Source organism: Andreprevotia lacus DSM 23236, assembly GCF_900176275.1.
Classification (GTDB): Bacteria; Pseudomonadota; Gammaproteobacteria; order Burkholderiales; family Chitinibacteraceae; genus Andreprevotia; species Andreprevotia lacus.
Genome location: NZ_FWXD01000023.1, coordinates 30068 through 51691 on the forward strand (window position 1 = coordinate 30068; position 21624 = coordinate 51691).

General features: G+C 62.9%; 27 protein-coding genes. 16 read left to right on the forward strand and 11 right to left on the reverse strand.

Annotation, left to right across the window (positions count from 1 at the left end; all coding sequences use genetic code 11):
* Positions 1–19: 19 nt before the first annotated feature.
* The 7 genes from B9A19_RS16510 to B9A19_RS16540 all read right to left on the reverse strand — a co-directional run bounded on the left by B9A19_RS16510 (position 20) and on the right by B9A19_RS16540 (position 7229).
* Positions 20–811, reverse strand: coding sequence for a thiazole synthase (locus tag B9A19_RS16510; RefSeq protein ID WP_084092217.1), 792 nt, complete (start codon positions 809–811; stop codon positions 20–22).
* Positions 812–852: 41 nt separating this feature from the next.
* The gene (thiS, locus tag B9A19_RS16515) at positions 853–1056 is read right to left on the reverse strand and encodes a sulfur carrier protein ThiS (RefSeq protein WP_084092219.1); all 204 of its coding nucleotides are present in this window, start codon (positions 1054–1056) and stop codon (positions 853–855) included.
* A gap of 69 nt (positions 1057–1125) precedes the next feature.
* On the reverse strand, positions 1126–3312 hold the full coding sequence (locus B9A19_RS16520; protein WP_084092221.1) for a RelA/SpoT family protein: 2187 nt from the start codon (positions 3310–3312) through the stop codon (positions 1126–1128).
* Between the two features lie 11 nt (positions 3313–3323).
* A complete protein-coding gene (gene rpoZ / locus B9A19_RS16525) occupies positions 3324–3530 on the reverse strand; it encodes a DNA-directed RNA polymerase subunit omega (RefSeq protein ID WP_084092278.1) in 207 nt (68 codons plus the stop codon).
* Between the two features lie 70 nt (positions 3531–3600).
* Positions 3601–4215, reverse strand: a complete 615-nt coding sequence (gene gmk, locus B9A19_RS16530; protein WP_084092223.1) for a guanylate kinase — start codon at positions 4213–4215, stop codon at positions 3601–3603.
* Between the two features lie 107 nt (positions 4216–4322).
* A complete protein-coding gene (locus B9A19_RS23365; RefSeq protein WP_084092225.1) occupies positions 4323–5951 on the reverse strand; it encodes a flagellin N-terminal helical domain-containing protein in 1629 nt (542 codons plus the stop codon).
* 411 nt (positions 5952–6362) lie between these two features.
* The gene (locus B9A19_RS16540; protein ID WP_084092227.1) at positions 6363–7229 is read right to left on the reverse strand and encodes a YicC/YloC family endoribonuclease; all 867 of its coding nucleotides are present in this window, start codon (positions 7227–7229) and stop codon (positions 6363–6365) included.
* Positions 7230–7371: 142 nt separating this feature from the next.
* Here B9A19_RS16540 and B9A19_RS16545 point away from each other — a divergent pair, with 142 nt between their 5' ends.
* The 16 genes from B9A19_RS16545 to B9A19_RS16620 all read left to right on the forward strand — a co-directional run bounded on the left by B9A19_RS16545 (position 7372) and on the right by B9A19_RS16620 (position 18428).
* Positions 7372–8295: a serine/threonine protein kinase gene (locus B9A19_RS16545; protein WP_245804366.1), complete on the forward strand. Its 924-nt coding sequence runs from the start codon at positions 7372–7374 to the stop codon at positions 8293–8295.
* A gap of 7 nt (positions 8296–8302) precedes the next feature.
* Entirely contained in the window at positions 8303–9211 is a 909-nt protein-coding gene (locus tag B9A19_RS16550; RefSeq protein WP_084092231.1) for a PP2C family protein-serine/threonine phosphatase, read from the forward strand.
* 72 nt (positions 9212–9283) lie between these two features.
* Positions 9284–10000, forward strand: a complete 717-nt coding sequence (gene rph / locus B9A19_RS16555) for a ribonuclease PH (protein ID WP_084092234.1) — start codon at positions 9284–9286, stop codon at positions 9998–10000.
* A 110-nt stretch (positions 10001–10110) separates the two neighbouring features.
* Complete coding sequence (gene dusA / locus B9A19_RS16560; protein ID WP_084092280.1) at positions 10111–11124, forward strand: tRNA dihydrouridine(20/20a) synthase DusA; 1014 nt, start codon at positions 10111–10113, stop codon at positions 11122–11124.
* Positions 11121–11759 carry a retropepsin-like aspartic protease family protein gene (locus tag B9A19_RS16565; protein ID WP_084092236.1) on the forward strand — a complete coding sequence of 213 codons (639 nt, stop codon included), beginning with the start codon at positions 11121–11123 and terminating at the stop codon, positions 11757–11759. The genes dusA and B9A19_RS16565 overlap by 4 nt, the downstream gene beginning before the upstream one ends.
* A gap of 37 nt (positions 11760–11796) precedes the next feature.
* Positions 11797–12390, forward strand: coding sequence for an RdgB/HAM1 family non-canonical purine NTP pyrophosphatase (gene rdgB, locus B9A19_RS16570; RefSeq protein ID WP_084092239.1), 594 nt, complete (start codon positions 11797–11799; stop codon positions 12388–12390).
* A complete protein-coding gene (locus B9A19_RS16575; RefSeq protein ID WP_084092241.1) occupies positions 12387–12608 on the forward strand; it encodes a hypothetical protein in 222 nt (73 codons plus the stop codon). Before rdgB ends, B9A19_RS16575 begins: the two co-directional genes overlap by 4 nt.
* Before the next feature lie 2 nt (positions 12609–12610).
* Positions 12611–13813, forward strand: a complete 1203-nt coding sequence (gene hemW / locus B9A19_RS16580) for a radical SAM family heme chaperone HemW (protein WP_505579038.1) — start codon at positions 12611–12613, stop codon at positions 13811–13813.
* 115 nt (positions 13814–13928) lie between these two features.
* A complete protein-coding gene (locus tag B9A19_RS16585) occupies positions 13929–14234 on the forward strand; it encodes an ElaB/YgaM/YqjD family protein (RefSeq protein ID WP_084092243.1) in 306 nt (101 codons plus the stop codon).
* Complete coding sequence (locus B9A19_RS16590) at positions 14231–14608, forward strand: phage holin family protein (protein ID WP_176216982.1); 378 nt, start codon at positions 14231–14233, stop codon at positions 14606–14608. Before B9A19_RS16585 ends, B9A19_RS16590 begins: the two co-directional genes overlap by 4 nt.
* Complete coding sequence (locus tag B9A19_RS16595; RefSeq protein WP_139798918.1) at positions 14605–14922, forward strand: hypothetical protein; 318 nt, start codon at positions 14605–14607, stop codon at positions 14920–14922. Before B9A19_RS16590 ends, B9A19_RS16595 begins: the two co-directional genes overlap by 4 nt.
* A gap of 77 nt (positions 14923–14999) precedes the next feature.
* Positions 15000–15383 carry a Rid family detoxifying hydrolase gene (locus B9A19_RS16600; RefSeq protein ID WP_084092248.1) on the forward strand — a complete coding sequence of 128 codons (384 nt, stop codon included), beginning with the start codon at positions 15000–15002 and terminating at the stop codon, positions 15381–15383.
* Positions 15384–15467: 84 nt separating this feature from the next.
* A complete protein-coding gene (gene trmB / locus B9A19_RS16605; protein WP_139798919.1) occupies positions 15468–16154 on the forward strand; it encodes a tRNA (guanosine(46)-N7)-methyltransferase TrmB in 687 nt (228 codons plus the stop codon).
* A 56-nt stretch (positions 16155–16210) separates the two neighbouring features.
* Positions 16211–16789 carry an LPP20 family lipoprotein gene (locus tag B9A19_RS16610; protein ID WP_084092249.1) on the forward strand — a complete coding sequence of 193 codons (579 nt, stop codon included), beginning with the start codon at positions 16211–16213 and terminating at the stop codon, positions 16787–16789.
* The gene (locus B9A19_RS16615; RefSeq protein ID WP_084092250.1) at positions 16789–18105 is read left to right on the forward strand and encodes a flagella assembly protein FlgT middle domain-containing protein; all 1317 of its coding nucleotides are present in this window, start codon (positions 16789–16791) and stop codon (positions 18103–18105) included. Before B9A19_RS16610 ends, B9A19_RS16615 begins: the two co-directional genes overlap by 1 nt.
* Complete coding sequence (locus tag B9A19_RS16620; protein WP_084092251.1) at positions 18102–18428, forward strand: hypothetical protein; 327 nt, start codon at positions 18102–18104, stop codon at positions 18426–18428. Before B9A19_RS16615 ends, B9A19_RS16620 begins: the two co-directional genes overlap by 4 nt.
* A 68-nt stretch (positions 18429–18496) precedes the next feature.
* Here B9A19_RS16620 and B9A19_RS16625 read toward each other — a convergent pair whose 3' ends face one another.
* The 4 genes from B9A19_RS16625 to hslV form a co-directional block, all read right to left on the reverse strand.
* Positions 18497–19273, reverse strand: coding sequence for an SPOR domain-containing protein (locus B9A19_RS16625; protein ID WP_084092252.1), 777 nt, complete (start codon positions 19271–19273; stop codon positions 18497–18499).
* Positions 19270–20016 carry a type III pantothenate kinase gene (locus tag B9A19_RS16630; RefSeq protein WP_084092253.1) on the reverse strand — a complete coding sequence of 249 codons (747 nt, stop codon included), beginning with the start codon at positions 20014–20016 and terminating at the stop codon, positions 19270–19272. Before B9A19_RS16630 ends, B9A19_RS16625 begins: the two co-directional genes overlap by 4 nt.
* Entirely contained in the window at positions 20013–20969 is a 957-nt protein-coding gene (locus tag B9A19_RS16635; protein ID WP_084092254.1) for a biotin--[acetyl-CoA-carboxylase] ligase, read from the reverse strand. Before B9A19_RS16635 ends, B9A19_RS16630 begins: the two co-directional genes overlap by 4 nt.
* Positions 20970–21072: 103 nt before the next feature.
* Complete coding sequence (hslV, locus tag B9A19_RS16640) at positions 21073–21606, reverse strand: ATP-dependent protease subunit HslV (protein ID WP_084092255.1); 534 nt, start codon at positions 21604–21606, stop codon at positions 21073–21075.
* Positions 21607–21624 lie beyond the last annotated feature (18 nt).

The window sequence follows — 21624 nt, forward strand, 5'->3', positions numbered from 1 at the left end:
CGCGTTGTTGCGGCCTGCTTTACTTGGCGGCGATCAGGCCCGCCAGCGGGCTGCTCGGGTCGCCGCTGTACAGCTTCTTGGGCATGCGGCCGGCCAGGAAGGCTTCGCGGCCGGCTTCCACGGCCAGCTTCATCGCGTGCGCCATGCGGATCGGGTCGCGTGCGCCGGCAATGGCGGTGTTCATCAGTACGCCATCACAGCCCAGCTCCATGCCGATGGTGGCGTCGGATGCCGTGCCCACGCCGGCATCGACCAGCACCGGCACCTTGCTCTGTTCGATGATCAGGCGCAGGTTCCACGGGTTGAGGATGCCCATGCCCGAGCCGATCAGCGAGGCCAGCGGCATGATGGCGCAACAGCCGATCTGCTCCAGCTCACGCGCCACGATGGGGTCGTCCGAGGTGTACACCATCACGTCGAAGCCTTCCTTCACCAGCACTTCGGCGGCTTTCAGCGTTTCGCGCACATTGGGGTAAAGCGTTTGCGGGTCGCCCAGCACCTCCAGCTTCACCAGCTTGTGGTCATCCAGCAGCTCGCGCGCCAGACGCAGCGTGCGGATGGCATCGTCAGCGCTATAGCAGCCGGCGGTATTGGGCAGGTAGGTGAACTCGCTTGGCGGCAGGTAATCGAGCAGGCTGGGTTCGCCAGCGGTCTGGCCGATGTTCACGCGGCGGATGGCCACGGTAACGATCTCGGCGCCCGATGCATCGATGGCGGCGCGGGTCTCGGCAAAATCCTTGTACTTGCCGGTGCCGACCAAGAGGCGCGAGCCATAGGTTTTGCCGGCAATCTGGAACAGGTCTTGGGTCATGATGGTGCTCGGGAAAACGGAAAGGGGAGGGATGGCGGCAATCAACCGCCGCCGACGGCGACAACCAGCTCCAGCCTGTCACCATCGTTCAGTGTGGTTTCTGCGTGCAGGCGCTTGGGCACGATCTCGCCGTTGAGTTCGACAGCGAAGCGCTTGCCGATCAGTTCAAGTGCTTCAGCAAGCTGCTGTACGGTCAGCGTGGCGGGGAACTGGCGTGGGGCGCCGTTGATGGAAAGCTCTATCACGTTGCTGCTCGCATCCGGTTAATCGCGGCGATTTTATCACGCTGCTTTGCGGCGCAGCTTTGCCTTGCCTCAAGTCCGTGTGCGGTTGATGCGGTAGACGTTGGGCAGGCTGCGCAGGCCGCGCAGGATTTTGGCGAGGTGCTGGCGGTTGTTCACCTGCAGGGTGAACTGGATCTGCATGTAGCGTGCGTCATCGTCCTCCGGCTCTTGGGTCGAGACGGCGGCGATGTTGGCGTCGTGCTCGGCAATGGCGGCGGCGATGGTGGCGAGTGCCCCGCGTGCATTGTCGACCAGTACACGGATCGGTACGTCGAACAGGCGACTGACTTCCGGGTCCCATTCGACGTCGATCAGCTTGTCTGCATCGATACGGCCCTTGGACAGCACAGGACAGTCGTGCGTATGGATGATCAGGCCCTGGTCTTTCTTCACGAGGCCCAGAATCGGGTCACCCGGGATCGGGTTGCAGCAACGGGCAAACTGGATCGCCATGCCCTCGGTGCCACGGATGGTGACAGCAGGGCCCTTGCGCGTGGCAGGGGTTTCTTCTTGCCACAGCCCGGCCAGCTGGGCGAGGCGCTTGGCCACCATCACCGGCAGGCGCTTGCCCAGGCCGATTTCGGCCAGCACGTCGTCGCGGTTGCGCGCGCTGCTTTCCTTCAGGTAGCGCTCCCAGATGTCGTCGACGGCAAAATCGGTGGCGAGGTGCAGGCTGGCGAAAGCGTTGTTGAGCAGTCGCTCGCCCAGCTGCACCGATTCGTCAAACCGCATGGTCTTGAGGAAGTGGCGGATATGCCCGCGCGCACGGCCGGTGGTGACAAAGGTCAGCCAGCTCGGGTTGGGCTTGGCGTGCGCGGCGGTAATGACCTCGACCTGATCGCCGTTCTTCAGGTGATAGCGCAGCGGCACCAGTTCGTGGTTCACCTTGGCGGCGATGCAGCGGTTGCCGATATCGGTATGCACCGCATAGGCAAAGTCCACGCAGGTGGCGCCCTGCGGCAGGTTCAGGATCTTGCCCTTGGGCGTGAACACGTAAACCTGGTTGGGGAAGAGGTCGACCTTGATGTGTTCAAGGAACTCTGCCGCGTCGCCCGATTCGGATTGCAGCTCCAGCAGGCTTTGCAGCCACTGGTGGGTTTTCTTCTGTACATCCGAGATGCTGTCGTCACCGCTCTTGTACATCCAGTGGCTGGCTACGCCCGCGTCGGCAATGCGATGCATGTCCTGCGTGCGGATCTGGATTTCGATCGGTGTGCCATAGGGGCCGAACAAGGTGGTGTGCAGGCTCTGGTAGCCATTCGACTTCGGAATGGCGATGTAATCCTTGAACTTGCCGGCAATGGGCTTATAGAGCGCGTGCAGCGCGCCCAAGGTCAGGTAGCAGGTGGACACGTCCTTGACGATGACACGGAAGGCATAAATGTCGAGGACTTCGGAAAAGCTCAGGTGTTTGTCCAGCATCTTGCGGTAGATGCTGTTGAGGTTTTTCTCGCGCCCCGATACATGTGCTTCGATATGCGCGTCGGCCAGCTTGTGCTTGATGCCGTCGAGGATTTTATTGACGACTTCACGGCGGTTGCCGCGCGCCGACTTGAGCGCCTTGGACAGCACGCTGTAACGGCGCGGGTGCAGGTACTTGAGCGACAGGTCGTCCAGTTCCTGATACACCGCGTTCAGGCCGATGCGATTGGCAATCGGCGCGTAGATGTCCATGGTTTCACGCGCGATGCGCTTTTGCTTGTCCGGCCGCATCGCATCCATGGTGCGCATATTGTGCAGCCGGTCTGCGAGCTTGACGATCATCACGCGCACATCGCGCGCCATGGCCAGCAGCATCTTGCGGAAATTCTCTGCCTGCGCTTCTTCCTTGCTCTGGAATTCGAGCTTGTCGATCTTGCTCATGCCGTCGACCAGCTCGGCCACCGGCTTGCCGAACTTCTCGGTGATTTCCAGCTTGGAAACCCCGGTGTCTTCCATCACATCGTGCAAGAGCGCGGCGGCCAGCGCCTGGGCGTCGAGGTGCCAGGCCGTCAGCAGGCTGGCGACAGCCAACGGGTGCGAGATATATGGCTCTCCCGACTGGCGCTTCTGGTCGCGGTGTGCAGCTTCGGAAAAAACGAAAGCCCGGGACAGCATGTCGCGATCCTCGGGCTTCAGGTATTGCGTCTCTTCGGTCAGGAAGAGGTTGGCCGCATCCAGCACATGCGGCGCCATGGCCGCAAGTTCGGGAACATCATGCGCAGCCAGTGCGGCCATAACCGTGCTTCTTACGAGCGGCGGTTGAGCAGCTCGCGGCCGACCACGCCGGCGGCGACTTCGCGCAGTGCCAGTACGGTGGGCTTGTCGCGGCCCGGATGGTCAACCTGCGGGGTCGAGCCATTGGCCAGCTGGCGGGCGCGATAAGCGGCAGCCAGGGTCAGGTCGAAGCGGTTTTCGATATTGTGCAGGCAGTCTTCAACGGTAACGCGGGCCATCTTCATTCTCCAAAAACAGCGCCGCCCGCAGGCGGCGAAAAACGTATTTTAACAGAGCTGGCGTTTTGCTTCAGCCCTTGAGGCTGGCAATCAGATCAACGTGGCGCGCGCTCTGGCGCGGCAGCTTCAGGCGCTCGGCCCGCACGATGCTCACGATGTCGCGCACGGCTTCGTCGATATGCTCGTTGACGATCACATAGTCGAATTCATCGACGTGGCTGATTTCTTCGCGCGCGGCGGCCATGCGGCGGGCGATGATTTCCTCGCTGTCCTTGCCGCGGTTGCGCAAGCGGGTTTCCAGTACATCCACCGACGGCGGCAGCACGAACAGGCCGATCGAATCAGGGAACAGGCGGCGCACCTGCTGCGCGCCCTGCCAGTCGATTTCCAGCAGGATGTCGCGGCCGTTCTCGATCACCTGGTTGATCCAGGTTTGCGAGGTGCCATAGTAGTTGCCATAGACCTCGGCGTGTTCAAGCAGCTCGCCGGCATTGATCATGCTCTCGAATTGAGCGCGCTCGACAAAGTGGTAGTCCTTGCCGTTCACCTCGCCGGCCCGGGGCGCACGCGTGGTAAACGAGATCGACAGTTGTACATTCTGGTCGGCCGCAAGCAGCGCTGCGACCAGGGTCGTCTTGCCGGCGCCGGACGGCGCGGTGACCACGAATACATTACCTTTGGCCATGCGTGAAAACTCGTAGGAAAACTAAGGCAGGTTAGCACATTCGGTGCGGGCTGGCGCACGAAAAAAAAGGGACGGCGAACCGTCCCTTTTTGTTGCCATCGCCATACTTATTTGAGTAGCGACAGCACCTGCTGCGGCAGCTGGTTGGCTTGCGCCAGCATCGCCGTACCGGCCTGTTGCAGAATTTGCGAACGGGTTAGGTTGGCGGTTTCCTGCGCGAAGTCGGTGTCCTGGATGCGGCTGCGTGCGGCACTCAGGTTCTCGGACGTGGTGGCCAGGTTCGAGATGGTGGCCGAGAAGCGGCTTTGCAGGGCACCGAACTTGGCGCGCTGGTCGTTGATCAGGGTCAGCGCATCGTCGACCACGCGCAGCGCCTGGGTGGCGCCTTCCACGGTCGAGACATCCAGCTTTTCTACCGTCTTCAGGTCGGCCTGGTAGGACACGCCCGAGCCGAACACCGTGCCGCTGGCCGAGGTGGCAGGGGGGTTGGCACCGGTATAGAACACGCCGGAGCCGAAGGCCGCACCGCTGGTGGTCAGCGCATACGAGGTGGACGAATTCAGCACCACCTGGCCAGCGAAGTAGGCCGCACCGGTCGCGCCTGCGGTAAAGACCGAGCCGCTGGCAAGGCGTTGCGACGAGCCGTTCGAGGTGGCCGGGTCGTAGTTCCACTCGGTCACTGCGCCGCCAAAGCCGCTGGAGATGCCGCTGGCCGAGCTCAGCACGATATTCTGGCCGTCGTCCGCGGTCAGCTTCACGCCGTAGGTGGTGGTGCCCGCCGTATCCTGGAATACCTGCACCTGCGCGGTAACGCCGGTGGACGACGACTTGGCGTTGAACGCGGTGACGGCCTGCTGGTATTCGTCCGCTTCGATGATGCCGTTGCTGTTGGCGTCTGCAATGTTGAACGTGACCGACTGGAAGGTGTTGCTCTTGGAGGCAACCGCCAGCGTGTAGGCACCGGAACCCATGGTCAGTACCGTCTCGGTGCGGGCCGAAGCCTTGACGCCGGTATTGGCCTGATTGATCTTGGCGGCAATGTCGCTGGCCATGTCGGTGTTGTTCACCGAAATGCTCACACCATTGATGCTGAAGGTGCCCGAGCTGGTTACAGCCACGCCGGCGCCATTGACCGCACCAGTGGCGCCGGGGGCGAAAGCAACGCCCGAGGTCACCAGATTGCTGATCGCCAGCGCACCGGTGCCGTTGCCGTCACCGATCTGATAGGTGCCGTACTGGTTGGTGCGCAGATTGGCCGTGGTGGCGGTGATGGTTTCGTTCGCATTCGCGCCGACCTGATAGATGGCAGCGGTGAACGTGCCATCGAACAGCTTCTGGCCGTTGAACTGCGTGGTTTGCGCAAAACGGTCCAGCTCGGATGTGAGCTGCGACACTTCCGAATTGATCGCTGCGCGGTCGCTGGTCGAGTTGGTGGCGTTGCCCGATTGCACGGCCAGTTCGCGGATGCGCTGCAGGATGTCGGTCATCTGGCCGAGTGCGCCTTCGCCGGTCTGCGACAGCGAGATGCCGTCGTTGGCGTTGCGCTCGGCCTGATTGGAACCGCGAATCTGCGAGGTCATGCGCTGGGAAATGGCCAGCCCGGCAGCATCGTCCTTGGCGCTGTTGATGCGCAAACCCGAGGACAGCCGCTGCAGCGAGGTATTCAGGCTGTCCTGCGATTTGTTCAGGTTATGCTGCGCATTCAGCGACGGTATGTTCGTGTTAATGACTTGCATCTCAATGTCCCTTTCGAGATTGGCGGCACGACGTGTCGATCGAAAGCCGACTTGCTGGGGGTCGTGCAGCCCTAGTCAGGTTAAAAGGGCGCATCGATATGGGTGACGCCCCGGCTGACTACGCATGAAGCAATCCGCGTGCCAAGCTTTCAAGCCAGTATTCAGGCGGGCTGCGGGCCGATGAACGGTCAAAAATAGGGACATGGGCCGGGCAGGCCGGCAAAGCTTGCCGCTGTCATGTTGTCAGTTTGGCGGGCTTTGCCGGTTGAACGGTGAGACTTGCCGCTACTGCGGTGTGGCTGTGGCAACATCATGCGCAAGCCGGCGGCAGGGCAGAAAAGACAAGAACCCGGACTGGCCGGGTTCCTGGTCGCAGGGCATCTGCTGCGATGAATACAAGAGGGCGGACGCTTACTCGATATTCTGGATCTGCTCGCGCATCTGCTCGATCAGCACTTTGAGCTCGATCGAGGCGCGGGTGTTTTCCACCGCAGCAGCCTTGGACCCCAGTGTGTTGGCCTCGCGGTTCAGTTCCTGCATCAGGAAATCCAGCCGTTTGCCATTGGCGCCACCCTTCTTGAGGATGCGGCGTACTTCGTCCAGGTGCGTGGACAAGCGGGACAGCTCCTCATCCACATCGATCTTCTGTGCAAACAACACGATTTCCTGGCGGATGCGCTCGTCATCGAGGCTGCCCAGTGCTTCGAGCAGGCGTGTCTTGAGCTTTGCTTCGTGATCGGCCACCAGTTGTGGAATGCGCGGCTTCACTTCTTCGACGATGGCTTCCATGCCGGCGACCCGCTCCAGCAGGTGGGCCTTGAGCTTTTCGCCCTCGCGGGCGCGGCTGGCGTTGAATTCTTCCAGTGCGTTGTCCAGCAGCAACATGGCGGTGTGGGCCAGCGTGTCGCCCAGCGGGGCCTCCTGATTGATCACCCCTGGCCAGCGCAGCGCCTCGCCCAGCGACAGTGGCTTGCCATCCGGCACATACTGTTGCGCCGCTGCTGCGACTGCCAGCAGCTCTTGCAGCAGCGAGGCATTCAATTCCAGCTTGCCGGCCACGCCGGCTTGCGCATTGAAATTGACCCGGCATTCGAGCTTGCCCCGGCTGACCTTGTCGCCGATGCGCTCGCGGATCTGGCCTTCCAGTGCGCGCAATTCCTCGGGCAGGCGCAGGGTGAGGTCGAGAAAGCGCTGGTTGACCGCGCGCAGTTCGACGCTGAGCGTGCCGCCGGCCATGGCCTGCTGGGCAATGGCATAGCCTGTCATGCTATGGATCATGAATGAAGTGCTCCACAGTGCGCGCCTTTACTTTCAACCGGCAGGCACCGACAATGTTTTCAATAAAGCGCCGAGTATAACGGCAAGCCACTGAAGAATGCCGACACCCAGCAATCAGCCGCTACCGCGCGGATTCCAGCTATTGAATTACACCATCGCCAAGCTGTTGTCTGCTGGCGGGTTTTCCATCGTCTATCTCGCGCACGACGAGAACGACTACCCGGTGGCGATCAAGGAGTATCTGCCCAATTCGCTGGCGCTGCGCAAAGAGGGCGAGAAGGTTGCCGCCAGCAGCGATGAGAACCTTGCCTTGTTCCGGCATGGTCTGAAGTGTTTCTTTGAAGAAGGCAAGACGCTGGCGCATATCCAGCACCCCAATATCGTGCGCGTGCTCAATTTCTTCCGCGCCAACGATACCGTCTACATGGTGATGGAATACGAGCGTGGCCGGACCTTGCAAAAGGAAATCCAGCTCAAGCACGGGCGCGAAGGGGTCGAGGAAAAGCTGATCCGCCACGTGTTCTATCATTTGCTGAACGGCTTGCGCGAAGTGCACCTGAACAAGCTGCTGCACCTCGACATCAAGCCGGCCAACATCTATATCCGCAAGGAAGGCTCGCCGGTATTGCTCGACTTTGGCTCGGCCCGCCAGACGCTGACGCAAGAGCACAACCGCCTCACGCCGATGTATACGCCGGGCTTTGCAGCGGCCGAGCAATACAACAAGAAGGAAACGCTGGGGCCGTGGACGGATATCTATGGTATCGGCGCATCGATGTTTGCCTGCATCACCGGCACTGCGCCGCAACCGGCCGACCAGCGCCAGAAGGAAGACAAGCTGTTCGACTTGCGCGACCGCTATGGTGATCGCTACTCGCCGGAATTGCTCGACCTGATCTGGCAGTGCCTGCTGCTTGATCCCACCCAGCGGCCGCAAAGCGTGCCGCAGGTGCAGAAGTCCTTGCTGGAACCGGCATCGCCGCCGGCCAAGAAACCGGGCCTGGTGCGCACGCTCAAGCGCACCTGGCAAAACCTGACCGCGCGTGCCGCGCCGCCTTCACAATAAAAAGACGATGAAATTTACCGTTTACCAGGACAGCCGCACCGGCGGCCGCAAATACAATCAGGACAGGGTCGGCTATTCGTACAGCCGCAACGCGCTGCTGCTGATCGTCGCCGACGGCATGGGCGGGCATCTGCATGGCGAGGTGGCGGCGCAGATTGCCGTCGAACTGGTGATCGACCAGTTCCAGAAAAAGGCGCTGCCGGCGCTGGATGACCCGCAGCGCTTTCTGCTCGACGCTTTTCAGCGCGCGCACGAGGCGATTTACCACTACGCTGCCAACCACCAGTTGCTGGAGATTCCGCGCACCACTTGCGTGGCTGCCATCGTGCAGGACGGCGTGGGCTACTGGACGCACACCGGCGATTCGCGCCTCTATCTGATCCGTGGCGGCCGCATCCTGCGCCAGACGCGCGATCACTCCAAGGTACGCAAGCTGGTCGAGGAGGGCAAGATCACCCCGGCCGAGGCGCTGGTGCACCCCGAGCGCAACAAGATTTACTCCTGCCTCGGTGGTGCGTTTCCGCCCGAGATCGATATTGGCGGCCGCATCACGCTGAGCGATGGTGATACCTTGCTGCTGTGCACCGATGGCTTCTGGGGGCCGCTGGACGAAGGCGACATGACGCACTTTCTCGGCGCCTTCCCGGTGTTGTTTGCCATTCCGCAGCTGATGGACCGGGCGGAGCTGGCTGGCGGCAAGTTCGGCGACAATCTGACCGCACTGGGCATCAACTGGCACGACGATGCCCAGGAAACCGACGACGACAGCGTCGTTTCAACCCAGCGGCTGGACCAGAACACCATTACCACGCACGTCGACCCGATTGATGCCAAGGCCGCGGCCGATTTCACCGAGGACGACATCGAGAAGGCGATTGCCGAAATACAGGCCGCCATCTCGAAGTATTCCAAGTAATCACGTCGCCATTGCGCGGGTAAAGGGAGCGGGCCGGTTATAATCGGCCCTAACCCTTTTCAGGATGCCGCCATGCGCCCCTCCGGCCGTACCCCCGCCCAGCTTCGCCCCGTCCGCATCACCCGCAACTACACCTGTCATGCCGAAGGCTCGGTGCTGATCGAATTCGGTAATACCAAGGTGCTGTGCACTGCCAGCGTGGAAGAAAACGTGCCGCCCTTCCTCAAAGGCAAGGGGCAGGGCTGGGTGACGGCCGAGTACGGCATGCTGCCGCGCTCGACCAATTCGCGCATGAAGCGCGAGGCCGCGCAGGGCAAGCAGTCTGGCCGCACGCAGGAGATCCAGCGCCTGATTGGCCGCAGCCTGCGCGCCGTAGTGGACATGAAGGCACTGGGCGAACGCCAGATCGTGCTCGATTGCGACGTGATCCAGGCCGACGGCGGTACGCGTACTGCCAGCATCACCGGTGCCTTCGTTGCGCTTACCGATGCCATCAATGGCCTGATTGCAGCTGGCAAGCTGGCCGCCAGCCCCATCCGCGAGCACGTTGCCGCCATCTCCGTCGGCGTGGTTGGCAGCACCCCGGTGCTGGATCTGGATTATGTGGAGGATTCGGACTGCGAAACCGACATGAATGTGGTGATGACGGCTTCCGGCCGCTTCATTGAAATCCAGGGCACCGCGGAAGGCGAGCCGTTCTCGCGCGCTGAAATGAATGCGCTGCTTGATCTGGCCGATGCCGGCATCCGTGAGCTGATCGTGCTGCAAGGGCAGGCGCTGCAGGCTTGATGCCCCGGCCGGCAGCCGGGTTTGACCCCGCCATGGCTGGCGCGGGAAAATAATTGCCAAGAGCCCGACGCATTGCTGCGCCGGGCCGTTTCATTTTGACAGGCCGTATCGTGACACTAGCCCTTACCCCTTCGCGCCGTTTCTGCATTGCACCGATGCTCGACTGGACGGACCGTCATTACCGGCGCTTTGCGCGCGAGCTGAGCCGCCACGCGTGGCTGTATACCGAGATGGTGAATAGCGGTGCGATTCTGCATGGCGACAAGCTGCGCCATCTGCGTTTCGACGAGGTAGAGAACCCGCTGGCGTTGCAGCTGGGTGGGTCCGAGCCGGCTGATCTGGCCCGCTGCGCAAAAATTGCCGAGGATTGGGGTTACGACGAGGTGAACCTGAATGTCGGCTGCCCGTCCGAGCGCGTTCAGAGCGGCAGCTTTGGCGCCTGTTTGATGCTGGAGCCGACCCTGGTCAGCGATTGCGTGAAGGCCATGCGCGACGCGTGCGGTATCGATGTAACCATCAAGCACCGCATCGGCATCGACGCGGTCGAGGATTACGGCTTTTTGCTCAATTTCGTGGCCGAAGTGCACGAGGCGGGCTGCAATACCTTCATCGTGCATGCGCGCAATGCCATCCTCAAGGGCCTCAGTCCCAAGGAAAACCGCGAGATTCCTCCACTCAAGTACGACTATGTCTACCGCCTCAAGCGCGATCTGCCGCAGTTGGAAATCATTATCAACGGCGGCATTGCCGACCATGCTGCCGCACAGCAGCATCTGCAGCATGTCGACGGCGTGATGGTGGGGCGCGAGGCCTATCACAATGCGTGGATGCTGGCCGAGGTAGACCGCCTGTACTACGGCAGTGACTGGCAGCCGGAGAGCCGGCATGCCGCGATGCGCGCACTGCGGAGCTATGTGGAAGCCGAGCTGGCTGACGGCTTGCCCCTGCGCTTGTTTACACGGCATATACTGGGGTTATTCCAGGGCATGCCGGGTGCGCGGCAATGGCGGCGAACGCTGTCCGATGCCAAGTTGCTCAAGGATGCCGGCTGGCCGCTGATCGAAGCTGCGCTGACCGAAATGCGGCCGGCAGCCGTTACAGAACAGGAGGGGAGTGAGCCATGAAACGACTATGTGCATTGCTGGCGGCAGCCCTGTTGGCCGGGCCGGTGCTGGCCGACGAGGTGACCTTGATCGCTGTGCTGGGCGGCAAGGCCATGTTCAAGATCAATGGTCGCAAGCAGGTGCTGGCGATCGGGCAGGAATCGGGCGGCGTCAAGCTGGTAAAGCTCGAGTCGGAGAGTGCTGCGGTGCAGATCGGTACACTCACGCGCACCCTGCGCCTGGGTGAAGGCTATGTCTCGGATGAGGGGGCGCCACGCGGTGATGGCTCTGGCTCATTCACGCTCAATGCCGATCCGGCAGGCAATTTCTTTACCGACATCAAGATCAACAGCGTGATCGAGCGCGGGTTGATCGATACCGGCGCTACCAACCTGTCCATGCCAGAGCAGATCGCTCAGCGCATGCATATCGAATACAAAAACGGGCGGCAAACGGCGGTCAAGACCGCCAACGGACTGGCCAAGGTGTGGATCGTGAATGTGCCGCGTGTCGACATCAGCGGCATCCCGCTCTACACGGTTGAAGTGGCGGTGATTGAAAGCAGCGGTCTGGACACCATCTTGATCGGAGGAACGGTGCTCAACCGCTTCCAGCTCACGCGCGGCAGCGGCGTGCTGACGCTGTCCAAAAAATAAGCTGGTTGCCTTTGCAGCCATCGTCACGGAATCCACAGTGAAACGTATCGTGCTTGCCAGCAACAATGCCGGCAAATTGAAGGAATTCCAGCGGCTGTTTGCGCCGCTGGATATCGAGATCATCCCGCAGGGCCAACTGGGCGTGTCCGAGGCCGAGGAGCCCTATGGCACCTTTGTCGAGAACGCCCTGACCAAGGCGCGCCATGCCAGCCGGGCCACCGGCCTGCCGGCACTGGCCGACGACTCGGGCATTTGCGTGCATGCACTGGGCGGTGCGCCGGGGGTGTATTCGGCGCGCTTTGCCGGCGAGCCCAAATCGGACGCGCGCAACAACGAAAAACTGCTGGCCGAGCTGGCCGGCAATGACGACCGCCGTGCCTGGTATTACGCTGCGCTGGTGCTGGTGCGCCACCCGGAAGACCCGCAACCCGTGATTGCCGACGGCGTGCTGCTGGGCGAAGTGCTGACCGCAGCGCGTGGCGATGGCGGCTTCGGTTACGACCCGCTGTTTCTGATTCCGCCGCTGGGCAAAACCGCCGCCGAGCTGACACCGGACGAGAAAAGCCCGATTTCGCACCGTGGCAAGGCGTTGCAGGTGTTGCTGGGCAAACTGCAGGAAACCGGGCTGTGAGCGACGAAAAGCGTTATGCCGTCTGGTGTCGGCCCGATCAATCGGTGGTGTCGTGTACCGAGAAGGTCAAGGTGATGAACGAGAACCTCGACGAAATCGTGCAGATGATGCAGGACGCCTTCGAGGACGGCCTGTTGATGGAAGTCGCCGAAGACCAGATGAAAACCGTGCTGCACCGGCTGGTTGACCAGCTGCACAACCCCTACCAGAAGTCCTGATTATGTCCGCCATTGCCATGCCCGTTGGCCGTGCCAACTGGGGCCTGACCGCCTTGCCGCCGCTGGCGCTGTACATCCATTTTCCGTGGTGTGTGAAGAAATGCCCGTACTGCGACTTCAACTCGCACGCGGTGCGCGGGCAGGGCGGCGACGGGCTGGACCCGGCGCTGGAGGCACAATACATCGACGCACTGCTGCGCGATCTGGAAACCTGCCTGCCGCTGGTATGGGGCCGCCCGGTTACCAGCATCTTCATGGGCGGCGGCACGCCCAGCCTGTTTTCGGCGCAAAGCATGGATACGCTGCTGGCCGGCATCCGCGCGCGCGTGAAACTGCTGCCCGATTCGGAAATCACGCTGGAAGCCAATCCGGGCACCTTCGAGGCCGCCAAGTTTGCCGGCTATCGCGAGGCTGGCATCAACCGGCTGTCCATCGGCATCCAGAGTTTCAACCCCGCGCACCTCAAGGCGCTGGGCCGCATCCACAACGATGACGAGGCATTGCGCGCCGTCGAGATCGCCCACCGACATTTCGACAACTTCAACCTCGACATCATGTACGCGCTGCCGCAACAGACGCTGGAACAGGCGCTGAGCGATATCGACCGTGCCATAGACTGCCAGTCCACGCATCTGTCGGCCTACCACCTGACGCTGGAGCCGAACACGCTGTTCCACCGCTACCCGCCCAACCTGCCCGACGACGATATGGCGGCCGACATGCAGGACGCGATCGAGGAACGCCTGGCCGCAGCGGGTTTCGAGCACTATGAAACCAGCGCGTTTGCCAAGCCGGGTCGTCGTGCGCGGCACAACCTCAATTACTGGACCTTTGGTGATTACCTCGGCATCGGCGCCGGCGCGCATGCCAAGATCAGTTTCCCCGACAAGATCATCCGCCAGATGCGCTACAAGCAGCCCGGTGAATACCTGCAGCAAATGGCGGCAGGCAGTGCGGTGCAGACCGAAGAAGCGGTGACGCTGGAGCAACTGCCATTCGAGTTCATGCTCAATCTGCTGCGGCTGACCGAAGGCTTTGATTTGACCTTGTTCACCGAGCGCACGGGCCTGCCTATCACCAAGCTGGTCCACGAAGTCGAGCGCGCGCGTGCTGACGGGTTGCTGGAACGCGAGCTCAACCACGTGTGCCCGACCGCACGCGGCCGGCGCTTTCTGAATGCCTTGCTGGAGCGCTTCCTGACGTGATCGCGATTGGCGTGTCGCGCATTTGTGAAGTTTTCACTCGAAGCAAGGATTTACATAACAAATTCGTCAAGCTGCGCCAGAATGAAGCTTCTTTCACCTCAACGTGGAGTTCAGCATGACTGCCAAAGCGGAACAGAAGGAATTGCTCGACGAACTGCGTACCGTGCTTGATGACACCGAAAGCCTGATCAAGGCCACGGTGAGCGAGCAGGGTGACAAGGCTGGCGCGCTCGGCGAGCGCATTGCGGCCAATCTGTACGAAGCCAAGGCCAAGTTGATCGAAGCCGAGCGGCTGGTGGCCGGCAAGGCCAAGGCTGCGGCCAAGGCCACTGATGACTACGTGCACGAGAACCCGTGGACGTCGATCGGTATTGCCGCCGGTGTCGGCTTCCTGCTCGGCATGCTGGTGTCGCGCCGTTGAGCGAACACGACGCCCCCAACCCACCTCAGCTGATCCGGCGCCTGCTGGCCAATCTGTTTGGCCTGGCACGCAACCATCTTGCGCTGTTCAGCATCGAGCTGGAGGAAGAGCGCGAGCGGCTGTTGTGGCTGCTGGCACTCTCCGTGCTGGCGCTGGTGCTGGTGGCGCTGGGGCTGGTATTGCTGTCCATCGCGCTGGTGTGGTGGGTAGACCCGGCCTGGCGCACCTGCGCCTTGGCCGGGCTGGGGGCGGCTTACCTGCTGCTGGCCCTGCTGTGCGGCTGGCTGGTGCGGCACAAGCTGGTGAATGGCCCGGCGCCGTTTGCCGGCACCCTGGCCGAGCTACGCAAGGACAGGGAGCAACTGCTGCCATGAGCCGACGCAACTTGAGCAGAAGCGAATTGCGCCGCATGCGCAAGGAAGCCTTGCAACTGCAGGCCGATGCCTACCGCATGCAGCTGGGACACGATTGGCAGGCCTTGCGTCAGCCGGTGGATCAATCCATCGGTGGCGGCAAATTGCTGGGCTTGCTGGGTAATCCGCTGCAGTTGGTCGAGCTGGCCGGCAAATTGATGACGCATGGCCGGCTGGGCTGGATTGCGCGGGCGATCCCGCTGGCGCTAACCGGCTGGCGTGTCGCGCGTTTGCTGCGCAGCTGGTTGCGGCGCAAACAGCGTGATGAGGGGTGATGCGCTTGGGCGCACGTCGGCAAACGGGCTAAAATCGCCCATCGGATGCAAGTCCACCCTAAAGACCGGAGCAGCGTATGAGCAAGACCATCATCCACAGCGACAACGCCCCCAAGGCCGTCGGCACCTATTCGCAAGCCGTCAAGGTGGGCGATACCGTTTACCTGTCCGGCCAGATCGGTCTGGACCCGGTCAGCAACGTGCTGGTCGATGGTTTCGAGGCGCAATGCCACCAGGTGTTCAAGAACCTGCGCGCGGTGTGCCAGGCGGCGGGCGGCGATCTGTCCGATATCGTGAAGCTGGGCGTATTCGTGGTCGATCTGGCCAACTTCGCCACCCTGAACGAGATCATGGGCGAATACTTCAGCGCGCCGTTCCCTGCGCGCGCGGCCATCCAGGCCGCTGCGCTGCCCAAGGGCGCACTGGTTGAAGCCGATGCCGTACTGGTGCTGACTAAATAAGCAGCGCCGGCTCGGGTATAATCCCGCCATCTAGTGTCACAAACGCCGCCGATGCGGCGTTTGGCTTTTTCAGGATTCCGCTTCATGGACAACCCGCATTTCATGCGTCGCATCCGCAGCTTCGTGCTGCGCCAGGGCCACCTGTCGGCCGGGCAGGAACGCGCGCTCAACGAGTTTGGCCCGCGCTTCATGATCCCCTATGCCGCAGAGGCGCTTGATCTGGATGCCGCCTTTGGCCGCAGCGTACCGCGCGTGCTGGAAATCGGCTTCGGCATGGGCCAGGCAACGGCCGAGATCGCCGTTGGTCGCCCGGACAGCGATTTTCTCTGCGTCGAGGTGCATACCCCCGGCGTGGGCAGCTTGCTCAAGCTGATCGGCGAGCAAGGCATCGGCAATATCCGCATCGTGCAGCACGATGCAGTCGAGGTACTGGAACACATGCTGCAGCCGGGCTGCCTGGATGGCGTGCACATCTACTTCCCCGATCCGTGGCACAAGAAACGCCACAACAAGCGCCGCCTGGTGCAGCCTGACTTCGTCAAGCAACTGGTATCGCGCATCAAGCCGGGGGGCTATCTGCATCTGGCCACCGACTGGGAAGACTACGCGATCCAGATGCTGGAGGTACTGTCTGCCGAGCCGGCGCTGGAAAACACGGCCGATGGTTATGCGCCGCGTCCGGATTACCGCCCGCTCACCAAGTTCGAAAACCGGGGCATCAACCTCGGCCACGGCGTGTGGGACCTGGTATTCAAGCGTCGTGCTGGCTGACAGCCGGACGAGCGGCTAGACTCGCAGTATTCCATCCAGATAGAACGGAGTTCGCCATGATCAAGCGATCCGCCATGCTGGCCGCACTGGCCTTGTCGGGCGTATTGCTCGGCGGTTGCGGCATGCTGAAAACCGCCAGCAATGACAACGGCGCTCCGGGGCGCATGCCGGACGTGATCGTGCCGTCGCGGGTTACTGCGGTAGGTTATGGCGCCATGCCGAACATGGATGGCCTGACCATGGCGCAACGCCGCATGCTGGCCATGCGCGCGTCCAAGCTCGATGCCTATCGCGCCTTGGCCGAAACCGTGCAGGGCCTGCGCCTGACCGGGCAGAGCACGGTGTCGGCGCTGGCACTGCAGAACGACAGCTTCCGTTACTACGTCGATGCTTATCTACGCGGCGCACGCGTGCTGTCGGTCAACCCGCTGCCTGATGGCGCGTATGAGACGGTGCTGGAGCTGCAACTGAACGGCGACTTCGTGCGTGAGGCCGGCAGTGCCCAGCAAGGCATGCAGGTCGAGGCGCCCAAGCCCGAGGCCAGCAAGGTCGAGGCCCCGGCGCCCAAGCCGGAAGCCGCCGCAACGCCGACGACCAGCAAGACCGTCGCCAGCAATTTCTATTACGCCAAGTGATGAAGCTAGGACTGGCCGCACTGCTGCTCGGCGCCGTGCTGTGGGCCGGTGCCGTGCAGGCTGCGCCGGTACTGGGTGCCGCGCCCTATGCCGGTGACGTGAACGCCGCGCGCGACGCAGCGATCAACGATGCATTGCAGAACGCCGCGCTGTTCAATGGCGCCATGGTGACAGCCACCGGGCGCAGCGATGCCGGCCGTAATGCAGAATCGCAACAGGTACGCCCGCAGCAGCCAGGGCCCGGCAGCTATACGCTGCTGCGTGAGTGGCGCGAAGGCACCATGTATTTCGTGCAGATCGAACCCGGTATGGGGCAGCCAGCCAAGGCCGCTCCCATGCCGGCCCCGGTCGAGGCTGCTGCCGAACCCGCTGCGGTGAACGTTGCCAGCGGCGGCAAGGCCCAGTGTGCCGGCGCGGCTTACAAACGCAAGGTGCTGGTGACGCCGTTCTGGCTGACTCGCCCGGCGCAAGCCAATGATCTGGCCGACCCTGGTAACGGTTTTCAGCATGTGCTGGCAGACCGATTGGGTAACGGTGGCCGCTTTCTGACTTATCTGGGCGCGGACGAGCTGGCGTTCGCACCGCAGCCCGGCGTGATCGACCCGCAACTGCGCCCGGAGCAGGTGCGCCAGCTGGCGCGCCGCTATGGCGTGCAGTTCATCATTGGCGGGCTGGTGCATGATCTGTCCACCTCCGGGGTGAAGTACCGCCCGGTTTACGGGCAGGAAATCCGCCCCGAAGAACGCAAGATCACCTTTGCGCTGCCACTGCTGGGCTGGCTGGGCGCCGGGGTGAAATCCATGCCCAAAGCGCGGCAGGTGGACATGGAGGTCTATCTGTTCGACGGTGTTTCCGGCGCGCTGGTCTCGCGCCATCGTGGCCAGCAGGTGGCCAGCGGGCAAGTGATGGCACGGCCGGATCAGGCCGTGGACAGCGCCGGCTTCGCACAGGGCGATCTGGGCCAGACCGTGGGCAGCGTGCTTGACCAGCTGGCGCAGCAGGTCAGCGGCGACGTGGCCTGCATCCCGTTCTCGGCGCGCATCGTGCGGGTCGAAGGGCGCCGGCTGTATTTCGACGCCGGTACGGTATCCGGCATCGCCCCCGGCGACGTGCTGCAGTTGTACAGGTTGCGCGCCGGACAGGACCTGCAGGCATTGAGTGCGCTTGATGCGCAAGGCCAGGGCTTGGTCGAGGATCTGGCCGGCAGCGTGCGCGTCGAACAGGTGCAGCCGCTGTTTGCCACTGCGCTGGCTGAAGGCAGCCAGCCCGAGATTGGCGACTATGTCCGCTTTGTCAGTACAGGAAAAATGCGATGAAAACCTTGCTGCTTGCCGTGTTCATGCTGGGTACGCTGGTTTCGGCGCAGGCGCGCTTGTTGCCGCCGTCGCGGGTGCACAAAACGGTTGCCACAACTCAGCCTGACCCGGCCATGGTGCGCGTGTTGCCGGCCAGCATGTTGCCCAAGGATGCCATCGTGCCGGTGCAATCGGTCGCCCGCGCCTTGCAGCAGGAGATGCCGGTCATGGCCAAGCCCCCGGCAGCCGTTGCCGCCCCGGCCGCTGCCGCACGGCGCGACGAAGGGCCGCAGTGGATACCGCTGAGCAGCGAGCAGCGCTGGCAGCAATACAGTTATCCTTGAACAGAGGGTTTCAGCTGACCATTCAAACAAAAGCGGCCCGCAGGCCGCTTTTGTTTGGGCGGGCAGCCCTATTTACAGGCCACCTTTTCCACTTGCGAGCCGCGCAGCAGTTCGGCGACCTTGGCCAGCTTGGCTTGTTGCTCGTCGCTGATCTTGCGCACCAGGAAGCTGGTGTGGCGCACGCCGTCGTCACGCTCGCGCACGATGGCCGATTTCACGCCCTTGTCGCGCAGGTCGTTCAGGCGGCGGTCGGCCGCTTCCTGGGTCGAGAAAATGCCCAGCGAGATGGCGTTCTGCCATTTGCTGCCATTGTTGACCACGAAATAGTCATCCACGCCCAGCTCGGCAAATTGCTGTGCCTTCTTGCGCGCGGTTTCGATGTCGTTGAGCGGCGGCACATAGACCCAGAACTTGGCATTCTGGGCAGCGGTGTTTTCCTGCGCGGTCAGGCCCAGCTGGCGCAGTTTGTCGCGGGCCAGATTGGCCTGGTCGCCCGTGATGCCGGTCCAGCGTACACACACGTCACCCGTGGCCTGCGCCTGCGGTTCGGGCGATGGCGCGGGCTTGCTGGTGGGCTTGGGGGTCGGTTCGGGCTTCTGCGTCGGCACCGGGGGGCTGGTGGCTGCCGGTTTCCCCGACGGGGCCGGCGTAGGCTCGGGCGTGTCTGCCACCGCTGGCGCCGGGGTGGCGCTGGGGGCCGGCGTGCTGGCTACGTTGACGATATGCACCTGCGAGGCATTCATTTCCTTGCTCACGGTGCGGCCTGGTTGCGCGTGCGGGGCCACATGCGTGTAGCCGAAGAACAGCAGGTTGGCGACCAGCAGGATGAAGAACAGCCATTTCATGGGGTGAATTCCTTGGCAACGGCCAATGCGGCAAGGCCGCACAGGACGAGATCGGGTTCGATACGATGGGGCGAGACCAGCAAGGGGGCAATACGCTCGGCATCGCCGCCGGCCAGTAACAGCAATGGCTCTTCGCCGCGTGCGCCCAGCCGGCGCATCGCGGTATCCACAGTGCCGGCCAATGCGGTGAGTACGCCGGTTTCGATGGCGTCCTCGGTGCTGGTGGGAAAGTCATGCAGGCTGCCGGCCGCATCGGGCAGGCGGGCCGTGCCCTGCGCCAGCGCGGTCTTCATCAGCCGGTAGCCGGGCAGGATCATGCCACCCAGGAACGTGCCGTCGGCGGTGACACTGTCCACCGTCAGCGCCGTGCCGGCACTGGCGATCACCAGCGCCTGCGCAGGGTGGCGCTGGCTGGCGCCCAGCACAGCCGCCCAGCGGTCTGGCCCTTGTTGTTCGATGCGGCGATAGCGGTTGCGTATGCCCAGTGCTTCCTTGCTGACCTGCAGCCAGCGCGGCTTCTGTTGCCAGGCCCGCAGGCACAGCACGTCAAGCTGTTCACGCAGTGCTGGGGCGGCAACCGTACAGCCAAAAATGCCGTCGGGTGCCGGCAGTGATGCAAAACGCGCAGCCAGCGTCGGCAGCTCGGCATGCAGCGCATCGCCATCGGCCAGCCGTTGTGCGCCGCTTTCCAGCGCCCATTTCAGCCGGGTATTGCCAAGATCCAGCAGCAAGCGGGTGCTCATGTACGCCTCAGGCTGACATCGCCAGCGTGGATGATGGTTTCGCCTGCCTCGGTCTGCAGCCGCAGCGCCCCTTCGCTGGTCAGCCCCAGCAATAGTCCCTGCCGCATGCCGCCGGCGGGGTCGAGCACGTTGACGCTGGCGCCTGCCCAAGCGTGGCGTGCTTCCCACTGGCTGCGGAAGGCAGAGAAGCCATTCTGCGCAAAGCGCTGCAGGCCGGCTTCGAGTGAACCCAGCAAACGGGCCAGCAAGGCATTGCGTGACAGGGTGAGTCCGCCTTCGTGCAAGCCGGCCACGGCCTGATCGGCCACGCGTGGTGCGGTCAGGTTCAGGCCAATGCCGATGACGGTAGAGACCGGCCCCATGGCATCGCCAGCGATCTCGATCAGGATGCCGCCGGCCTTGCGGCCGCCGTTTTGTGTGATCTCCAGTAGCAGGTCGTTGGGCCATTTGAGCTTGATGCCGGCTACGCCGCAATCAGCCAGCGTTTCGGCCAGCATGCTGCCTACCGCCAGCGGCAGGCCGGCAAGGGTATTGGCGCCGCCGGGAAAGGTCCAGCACAGCGAAAACAGCAAGCTGCCACCCAGCTGCCCCTGCCAGCTGCGGCCCATGCGGCCGCGGCCGTTGTCCTGCCATTCGGCCGCCAGTACGCGGCCATGCGCGGGCTCGGCTGTCAGCCGCTTGTTGGTTGAATCCGTGCGCGGCAGTACCTCGACACGCAGATGGCTTGCCGGCCCCAGCGCGGCCTGTATGGCCGCAGCATCCAGCCAGTCTATGTCCTGGGTCAGCCGGTAGCCGGCACCGTGACGGCGCTCGAGCGCAATGCCGAATGCTTCGCTGTCGGCCAGCGCGGTCGATACGCTGGCGCGTGAAAGGCCGAGCCGATCCGCAATATCGGCACCGGAGGTAAAACTGGAGGCGTTGAGAAAACGCAGGCAGGCAAGCGTGTGGGTCATGGCTTGCGATTGTAGCCGAGCCGCCCGTCTCTGCGCGCGGCCGGGCTACGATCGTTGTTGCATGTCGTAACCCCGGCAGCAGATCGCGTCCCGAGCGCGAAGCTCAGAGGCTTTCGAGTACGTGGTTCTGGTTGGTGTAGATGCAAATGTCGCCAGCGATTTCCAGCGCCTTCTTCACTACCACCTCGGGCGGCAGATCGGTGTTATTGAGCAGAGCGGTAGCGGCCGCCTGTGCAAAAGCGCCGCCAGAGCCGATGGCGGCTATGCCTTGCTCGGGTTCCAGTACATCGCCATTGCCGGTAATCACCAGTGTGGCGGTCGGGTCAGCCACGATGAGCATGGCTTCCAGCCGGCGCAGCGCCCGGTCGGTACGCCAGTCCTTGGCCAGCTCCACCGCCGCGCGCGTCAATTGTCCCTGGTGCTTTTCCAGCTTGGCTTCAAAGCGCTCGAACAGCGTGAACGCATCGGCTGTGCCACCGGCAAAGCCGACGATGACCTTGTCGTGATACAGCTTGCGCACCTTGCGTGCGGTACCCTTGATGACGACATTGCCCAGGGTAACCTGGCCGTCGCCACCGACACAGACCTTGTCGCCGCGGCGAACGGAAACGATCGTGGTGCCGTCGAATTGCTGCATGGAATTGCCCTGCGGATG